General features: G+C 69.8%; 7 protein-coding genes. 6 read left to right on the top strand and 1 reads right to left on the bottom strand.

From position 1 onward, the window contains the following. Window positions 1-134 precede the first annotated feature (134 nt). On the top strand, window positions 135-605 hold the full coding sequence (locus tag ABZ385_RS25845; protein ID WP_358913422.1) for a cytochrome P450: 471 nt from the start codon (window positions 135-137) through the stop codon (window positions 603-605). A gap of 83 nt (window positions 606-688) precedes the next feature. Here the strand turns inward: ABZ385_RS25845 and ABZ385_RS25840 are convergent, their stop codons facing one another. Beyond that, window positions 689-901: a LuxR C-terminal-related transcriptional regulator gene (locus ABZ385_RS25840; protein ID WP_358913430.1), complete on the bottom strand. Its 213-nt coding sequence runs from the start codon at window positions 899-901 to the stop codon at window positions 689-691. Between the two features lie 565 nt (window positions 902-1,466). On the opposite strand from ABZ385_RS25840, the gene ABZ385_RS25835 reads away from it, so the two are divergent. Genes ABZ385_RS25835 through ABZ385_RS25815 form a run of 5 tightly spaced genes read left to right on the top strand, consistent with a single transcriptional unit; the run spans window position 1,467 to window position 8,419 of the window. Beyond that, complete coding sequence (locus ABZ385_RS25835; protein WP_358913420.1) at window positions 1,467-2,159, top strand: hypothetical protein; 693 nt, start codon at window positions 1,467-1,469, stop codon at window positions 2,157-2,159. 2 nt (window positions 2,160-2,161) lie between these two features. Then, window positions 2,162-3,424 carry an NAD(P)-binding protein gene (locus ABZ385_RS25830; RefSeq protein WP_358913419.1) on the top strand — a complete coding sequence of 421 codons (1,263 nt, stop codon included), beginning with the start codon at window positions 2,162-2,164 and terminating at the stop codon, window positions 3,422-3,424. 36 nt (window positions 3,425-3,460) lie between these two features. Next, window positions 3,461-4,237 (top strand): HisA/HisF-related TIM barrel protein, encoded by a 777-nt coding sequence (locus ABZ385_RS25825; RefSeq protein ID WP_358913417.1) that lies wholly within the window; start codon window positions 3,461-3,463, stop codon window positions 4,235-4,237. Window positions 4,238-4,281: 44 nt separating this feature from the next. After that, on the top strand, window positions 4,282-5,250 hold the full coding sequence (locus tag ABZ385_RS25820; protein ID WP_358913415.1) for a zinc-dependent alcohol dehydrogenase family protein: 969 nt from the start codon (window positions 4,282-4,284) through the stop codon (window positions 5,248-5,250). 52 nt (window positions 5,251-5,302) lie between these two features. Further along, window positions 5,303-8,419: an amino acid adenylation domain-containing protein gene (locus ABZ385_RS25815; protein WP_358913413.1), complete on the top strand. Its 3,117-nt coding sequence runs from the start codon at window positions 5,303-5,305 to the stop codon at window positions 8,417-8,419. The last annotated feature ends 22 nt before the right edge of the window (window positions 8,420-8,441 follow it).

Below are 8,441 nucleotides of genomic sequence, written 5' to 3'. Positions count from 1 at the left end.
AACGGCTCGATCACCGCCCACGACTCATCTGTCAGCTCATGACGACGCACCACGAACAGACCAACGAGCCAACCACTTTGCGGACACGCCCTAGGTCCGCGAGCCGGTCGCGGGCTTCTTCGGGGATGCGGACGTTGGCAGCGGCCGCCGTCGGCAACGCCGTGCATACCCTCCTCGCACACCCCGGGGCCCTGCACCAGATGAGGGACCGGGCACTGCTGGCCACGGGCGTGGACGAGTTGGTGCGCTTCGACGGGCCGGTGCAGGGCACCACGCGCACGGCGGTACGGGCGTGCCAAATCGGCTCGGTCGAGATCACCGCCGGGCAGAAGGTCGTCGTCTTGTTCGCGGCGGCCAACCGTGACCCGGCCGCCTTCGCGCGGGTGGACGAGCTGGTGCTGGACCGCACCCCGAACCCGCATCTCGGCTACGGGTGGGGTCCGCACTCCTGCATCGGTACGACCGTCGCCCAGGCGGGACTGCGCGCCCTGGTCACGGCCCTGGACGACTACCCCGCCCAACTGCCCGCTGCCGGCGACGGCGTACGGCGCCGCACGGCGACCATGCGCGCCTTCGACACGCTGCCCGCCGCCCTCCTTTCCTGATCCTCCTCCCCCCGCCCGGTGCCGCGAGGCGCCGCCTGCCCGGGTGTCCGCCCACGTCTTGAAGGAGTCCGCCGTGCGAGCCTTTAGTCGCTTGCCCTGTGGCGCCGGACAGGGATCCCAAAGTGTTGGGCGATCGCCTCGGCCCGACCCGATACCCCGATCTTCCGGTAGATGGAGTGCAGGTTGTTCTTCACTGTGCGTTCGGCTATGCCGAGTTTACGCCCTATCTGGCGATTCGAAAGACCGGTCACAAGTAGCTGGAAGACTGCCTTCTCGCGATCTGTGAGGCATTGCATTTTGCTGCTGGATATCCCCGTAAACCGGTCAGTGAATTCGAGATCCGACCGGCGTTCCTCAATCAGGCTCCTCAATATTCGGGTTATCTCATCGAGCTCCCGTAGCAGCACCCGAAGACTGCACATGAGCTCCAGATGACACGGTTCTTCTTCGTCGGGCATGGCATCGCCCCCCGGGATGAGTCTGTCGCTCACGGACGGGACAGCGGCTCTGGCGCCGGAAGCAGGCAGGGTCAGTGTTCCCTGGTTCGCGGGGCGGTGAACCAGGAATTCGTTCGACTTCCGATTCCGTGGCGCCCGGCCGATCCATGAGCTGTCTACCTGCGCCCCTACGCGTCAATCCACCCTCACTAATTATTTTCTACCCCTGCAGCACCTGAACTCACCGGACTGCGCTCCACCGCGTGCCGACCCTTACGGGCGTCAAGGCGGGACTAAAGGACCGGGTGCCGTATCGAAGGTACCGAATTTCTAGTGTTTTCGGACACGAAGCTCGGGCACTCGGACTGCACGGAACGAAGCCACTAAACAATACGGGTGAGGTGAATTCATGAATGCTGGTCCTGTGTCTGCTGCCGCCCAGTTACTCGTCGAGCAGGAGCGGCTCATCAAGCAGCGCGATAACGCACTGTTGCGAATAGCTCGCGATGGCCGGGTGAACCGAGAGAACCTCCGTCGCATGGTGCAGGCCGACCAGTTGTGCCTGGAGACCGAGACCGTGACCTACGCAGTACTTCTCACCCGTTTCCCGAGTGGACCGGCAGCCGACCTCTTCACCGGGCTGATTTCCGTTCTACGCTCCGTCAGGCCGAGCCTCGACCGGTGCGCGAAGGCGGTGGGTTCACCCTCCGTCTCCGCTCTCGACCCGGTAACAGCCGCCGACGCGTTCGCCTTCCCCATGGCGGTTTCATGGATGTGCCTGCACGCCGGGCCCGTTGCCGCGGCACTGGCGCTGCGGTCGGACTTCGCGGCCTATGCGCGGGAGTGCCGGGAACTCGTGCGGACGCTGGCCGACGCCGGCCCGAGGGTGCCCGAGGCGTTCCGTGACCACTACAGCGCGCCGGCACCCTCGGAGCTGCTCGACCTGGCCGCCACCGTCGTGGAGGACGGCGCCCGCGAAGGCGACACGTCCGACCACGCCGCGGCGGTCGCCAAAACCCTGCTGGCCGGTCTGGACGGCTTTTGGCGGTTCGCCGCCGGAGCGGAGCGAGCACCAGAAGCCGTCCAGGCCGGCCGGCGAAGCCGACAAGGGTTATGACCGTGCGCGTGGGAATAGCGGGCGGCGGGATCGCCGGTCTGACGCTGGCCTGGTTGCTCGACGAAAGCCATGAGGTGCTCCTGCTGGAGGAGCGGACGAGGCTCGGCGGGAACGCTGAGTCCGTACAGACTATGGCGGACGGCGGTACTCACGTCATCGACCTCGGTGTCAGGGAGACACCCGTCGAGGTGTCTCCGGTCTGGCGGCACATCGCGGCGTCGGCGGGTGTCCCGGCGGGGGATCTCGTGGCGACCACGGCTTCTCGCGTGGTGTTCCGCAAGCACGAGCATCCGGCCCTGTGGGTCTCGGCCGCGGAACCCGCCGACGTGGCACGACCGGTCACGACGGGGGGAGCGGCGTACCGGGCCATGGTCCGTTTCGCCGAGGAATCCGCGCGGTGGGAGACGGAGGGGATGTCCTGGGACGTCACGCTCGACGACCTCCTGCACGCGTGGTCGCTGCCCTCCCCCTCGGTGGAGCACCTGTTGTGCGCGCTGCCGGCTTCACTCCACGGCTGCACGCTGGACGAGGCGAGAACCCTGTCCGCCCGGGCGGTCGGCGCGACCTTCACACCGCCGGACACGGTCCCCCGGACCACGTACCTGCGATCGGGGTCCGCGTCCCTCGTCCATGCACTCGCCGCCGGCTCGCCTTCGGTCAAGCTGCGACTGGGGACCGGCTTGCGGGCGGTGCGCCAGGTCGCAGAGGGCTTCGAACTCGTGGACGGAGCGGGAGCTGTCCACCCGGTGGACGCGGTCGCCCTGGCTCTGCCGGCGGACCACGCCCTGGCAGCACTCTCTGGTCTGGCCGGCACGGGAGCCTGGCAAGCGGCACTGAACGCCGTCGCGTACCGGCAAGTGACCTACGTCCTGCACCGCGATCCGTACGGAATGCCCGAGGACCGGCGCGTGTGGTCCGCCGGCAACACGACGGTGGAGGCGGGCCGGAGCGAGACCACGACCTGGTACGGCCCCTCGCTGGGTGTCGATCTGTTCGTCAGCCAGGTCGACCACCGCGCCGGGTGGCCCCGTGCGGAACTCGCCCGCTCCTCGTTCCGGGCGACGCTCCCCACCCCGCGGGCATGCCGGGCAAGGCAACGGCTGGGCGCGATCGAAGAGGGACAGCGCCTCCTCTTCCTCGGACACTGCACGACCCCGGTGGAGACACAGGAAGCGGCCATGGCATCGGCTTTGGCAGTGGCACATCACCTCGCACCCCGCGGCCCGCGGCTGCGGCGACTGCGCAACTACCTGGAAGGCGGATGACCGATGGGACAAGGAATGCGACAAGGAAGCGGCACCATGGACTCATGGGCCCAGGTGGCCCGGCAGGTGATTCCCTGCATCGACGTGCGTGACGGCGTGGCGACCGACCCGTCCGGGATCCCGGGTCTCGCCGACCCCCTCGACGTCGTCGGCATCGCTGCCGGCTATGCGCACGACGGTGCCGGCGAGTTGTTCCTGGACGTCGTCGATCCCTGGACCGCCATCGGCTATCTGCCCGACCTGCTGCGCGAGTTGCACGGGACGGGCCTGGAACTGCTCGTCTCGGTGCAGCACGGAGTCCTGCCGACGCCCGAGGAGTGCGAGGAGTTGCTGTCCGCGGGCGCGGACGCGCTCTCGGTCAGCACCAGCATGGTCGATGAACCCGACCGCGTGGGGGGCACCGCCCGCCTGTTGGGGGGCCGACGGCTCATCGGCGTCGTCAACTGCTCGGGCGACCGGCAGCGTGGATGGCGGACCGTTATTCACGGCGGCGCCACCCGCACCTCGGTGGACGCCCTCACCGTAGCCCGGCGGTTCGGTGAACTGCGCGTGCGCTCGCTGCTCGCCAACAACGTCGACCGTGAGGGCACGGGCATCGGTTATGACCTGGAACTGACCCGCGCCGCGGCCCGGGTGTCCGGGCTTCCGGTCATCGCCTCCGGCGGTGCGGGCTCGGCGGGACAACTGGCGGACGCGCTGCACGGTGGCGACGCCACTCACGTACTCGTCAACAAGGTCGTCCACAGCGGCCGGGAGACGGTGGGTTCGCTGAGCGAGAGCCTGTACCGGCACCTGCGCGGGGAAGCGGGCTGATCATGCGGGCCGTGGCCTTCCAGGGGTACGGACATCCTGCCCGTGTGCTCCGCCTGACAGACCTTCCCCGTCCCGAACCGGGGCCGGGCCAGGTACGGGTACGGCTGACCGCCCGTCCGATCAACCCCTCGGACCTCCTGTTCGTCCAAGGCTCCTACGGTCGCGAGGCTCGTTTCACCCCGCGACCGGACGGGGGCACCCGGGAGAGCGGCTGGGCTGTCGCCGGGTTCGAGGGGGCGGGCACCGTGGACACCCTCGGCCCCGGCACCAGGGGGCCCGCACCAGGCACCCGGGTGGCGGTCTCCGCCACAGGAACGTGGCAGGAACACATCTGCGTCCCCGGCACTTCGGTGATCCCGGTCGAGCACGGCGTCTCCACCGAGGCCGTCTGCCAGCTCACCGTGAACCCGTTCACCGCCCACCTGCTCGTGCGTGACCTCGCCCTCGAACCGGGCGCCACGCTGCTCCTCACCGCGGGTGCCTCCGCCGTGAGCCGCATGGTGATCCACCTGGCGAGCGGGCGCGGTGTCCGGTGCCTGCCCGTGGTCAGACACCGCGAACAAGCACACGCGCTGACGCGCCTGGGCGCGCGGCCCCTGACGGCCGGCTCCGCGGGCGCCCTCACCGAGGCGGTACGCGACACCGTGGAGTGCGGCCAGGTGGACGCGGTGCTGGACGCGGTGGGCGGCGCTCTCGGCGACGCGGCTCTGCGCTCCCTCCGTCCCGCCGGACGGTTCGTCTCCTACGGCATGCTGTCCGGCCGCCCCCTCTCGGTGCGCCCCGACGACCTGGTCTTCCGGCAGGTGAGCGTGTGCGGCTTCTGGCTTCCCGCCCGTATGGAGCGCCTGGACGAGAAGGAGCTGGGCGTTCTCACCGGGGAGGTCCAGGAAGCCGTCGCACGAGGCCTGCCCGGCCTGGAGGTCGCGGAACGCTACGACCTCGCCGACTTCCGTACCGCGCTCGAACGCACGGGGCGACCCGGACGCGCCGGAAAGGTCCTGCTCACCGGCTGACCGCAACCGGCCCCGCACATCCCGGCCAGTCGACCCAGGAGAGGAGTCGATCATGCCGTCGACGGCGCCCACGCCGAACGGCCGCACCCGTCGGCACGTCCGCGCGTGCCAGGACACCCCTACCGGCGACCTCCGCGACGCCCTGCTCCCGGACCTGTTCGCCCGGCAGGCACGGCGGACCCCCGACAGCGAGGCGCTGGTGTGGAACGGCGGCCGCTGGACGTTCCGGAAGCTGCGCGACCGGGTGTACGGCGCCGCCGCGCACCTGCGGGCTCGCGGCGTGAGCGACGGCGACGTCGTCGCCGTACTCCTTGACCACTCCCCGCAGTCGGTGGTGACCACGCTCGCCGTCCTGGAGGCAGGCGCCGTCCACCTCCCCCTCGACCCCCACACTCCCGGCGAACGGCTGGCCATGATGATTCGGCACGCGGCCGCCAGGTATGTGGTGACCCTGCCGGACGCCACTGTCCCCCCGGCTCTCCCGCTCGTCCGGGTCACCACTCGCGAACTGGAACGGGAGAGGACGGCACGGCCCAAACCGCGCCGGACCGCAGGACGGGTGGCGACGGACGCCGCGTACCTCGTCTACACCTCCGGTTCGACCGGCGCGCCCAAGGGTGTGCTGTGCCACCACCGGGGCCTGGTCCGCTTCGTGACCGCCGACCACCCGGCGGTCCCCAGGCCCGGCGACCGCTTGCTCGCCACGACCAACCCGACGTTCGACGTCTCGTACTACGAGATCTTCTGCACCTTGCTCAACGGTGCCTGCCTGGTCCTCCCGGAACCCGAAGTCCTGCTCGACACCGAGACCTTGCAGCAGTGCCTGCGCCAGCACCGCATCACCACCCTGTGGCTGGCCGCCGGACTGTTCCACGTACACGCCCAGTCGGCACCCCGCATGTTCTCCGGACTGCGCTGTCTGATGGTGGGCGGTGACTCGGTCAACCCCGGCGCCGTCCGCGCCGTACTGGCCCACGGCGCGCCCACCACCTTGATCAACGGCTACGGGCCGACGGAGAACGGCGTCATCACCACGTCGTACACGGTCCGCGACCTATCCGACGACGCGGAACTCGTCCCCATCGGCACACCGGTGCCCGCCACCACCGTTCACGTGGTCCGGTGCGACGGCAGCCTGGCCCCGGCCGGGGAGGAGGGGGAACTGTGGACGGGCGGGGACGGTGTGGCGATCGGTTACCTCAACGACCCTGAACTGACTGCGGAGCGCTTCGTTCCCGACTGCTTCGGTGAAGATCCGCAGGGCCGCCTCTACCGGACGGGCGACATCGTGCGCCGCCGGGAGGACGGCGTGCTGGAGTTTCTGGGGCGCAGGGACAGGCAGGTGAAGCTGCGGGGCTTCCGGATCGAACTGGACGAGGTCGAGGCCGTGCTGTGCACCCATCCAGACGTCCGGGAGGCCGCCGTCGGCATACTGGGCGAAGGACTGGGGAAACACCTCGGTGCCGTCGTGGTCGCCATCCCGGGCGCTGATGCCACCGCGCTAACCACCCACCTGTACGACCACGCGCGGGACCGGTTGTCGGCGCATATGGTGCCCAGCAGGATCGTCTGCGCCCCCGACCTGCCCCTGACGGCGAGCGGCAAGGCGGATCACGCCCGCCTCCTGACCCTGCTCGCCCAGCCGGAGGCCGGTCGCCGCGAGGGCCCACCGCCATACGGCGCGGATGAGAGGGCACTCGAGCGAATCTGGTGCGAGGTCCTGGGCACGGACGCCGTGGGGCGGGGGGACGACTTCTTCGCCCTGGGCGGAACGTCGTTGACGGCTACACACGTCGCCGCGGCAACCCGCCGCCACTTCGGCATCGACCCGGGGATGGGCAGCGCCCTTGTCCGCGAGCTGCTGAGCAGTCCGACCTTCGGTGGTTTCGCAGAGCGGGCACGGCGACTCGCCGGGCAAGGGACGGCGCGGGCCGCACCCACGAAGCCGGACTTTCGCGCCGAGGCGCGACTGGACCGGATGCTGCCGTTCACCGGACCGCTGTCCGAATTAGGCCGCTTGGGAAGGGTATTCGTCACCGGCGGTACCGGGTTCGTCGGCGTCCACCTCATCGATCGGCTCTTGTCAGCCGGTGCGGAACATCTCTACTGCCTCGTCCGCGCACGGGACGACGCGCAGGGCTCCGCGCGCGTCGCCGCCCGGATGCGGCGTTACGGCCTGGATCCACGAGGCCTGGACGGCCGGGTCACGGTGGTCACGGGTGACCTGTCCGCCGAACGGTTGGGAGTGGACAGGGCAACCTGGAGGCGTTTGACACGGGAGAGCGACGTCATCGTGCACTGCGGCGCGCAGGTCAACTTCGCCTACCCCTACGAAACACTGGCTCCGACCAACGTCGGCGGTACCCGCACAGTCATCGAACTGGCGGGTATGCACCGGCTCAAGCCCGTGCATCACATCTCCACCGTCGGAGTCCTCACCGGCCTCGGCCTCGCCGGGGTCCGGCACGTGACGGAGTCCACCCCGCTCGGCCGTCCCGGCCGACTCCCGACCGGTTACACCCAGACGAAATGGGTCGCCGAGCAACTGCTGGCCCAGGCCGCGCGCCAAGGGCTTCCCACCTCGATCCACCGTCCCTCGGAGGTCACGGGTACCGGTGACCGGGGCATGTGGAACACCGACACCCTGATGTGCGCGCTGTTCCGTACGATCGCGCAGACCGGCACGGCCCCCGACGTGCCGCTGGCGCTCGACTTCGTCCCCGTCGACCACACGGCCGACGTGATCACCAGGGTGATCACCCACGAGAAGCCCGACGGCCGCGTCTACCACATCACCAACCCCGACGTGGCACAGCTGTCCCTCCTCGTGGACCGTCTGCGTGCCATGAACTACCGGGTGCGCACGGTCGGATACCGGCAATGGGTGGCCGGAGTCGTCCGGGCGGTCGACGCGGACCCCCGGCACCCGATGACGCCATACCTCCCGCTGATCGCCGCGCCCGCGACCGACACGGACCCCGCCGTCGAGTCGGCGTATCTGACGAGCACGCTTCCCCGTTTCGGCCGCGACAACACCGACCGTGTCTCGACGGACGCCGGCCTGAACTGCCCACCGGTCGACGCCCGGCTGATCGACCTCTACCTCGGCCGCCTCCGGGAGAGCGGATACCTCCCGCCACCGCGGGCCACCGATGGCCCCGCCGCCTGAACCGCTCACCACCCGCACCGGC

This window comes from Streptomyces sp. NPDC005898 (assembly GCF_040629635.1).
In the GTDB taxonomy this organism is placed as follows: Bacteria; Actinomycetota; Actinomycetes; order Streptomycetales; family Streptomycetaceae; genus Streptomyces.
The sequence above is the reverse complement of the archived record's forward strand: the minus strand, read 5'-3'. Positions and strand labels throughout refer to the sequence as shown.

Coding starts and splice junctions, on each gene's coding strand:
- ABZ385_RS25825 (WP_358913417.1), top strand. CDS start 3,461: ATGGACTCATGGGCCCAGGTGGCCCGGCAGGTGATTCCCTGCATCGAC.
- ABZ385_RS25840 (WP_358913430.1), bottom strand. CDS start 901: ATGCAATGCCTCACAGATCGCGAGAAGGCAGTCTTCCAGCTACTTGTG.
- ABZ385_RS25815 (WP_358913413.1), top strand. CDS start 5,303: ATGCCGTCGACGGCGCCCACGCCGAACGGCCGCACCCGTCGGCACGTC.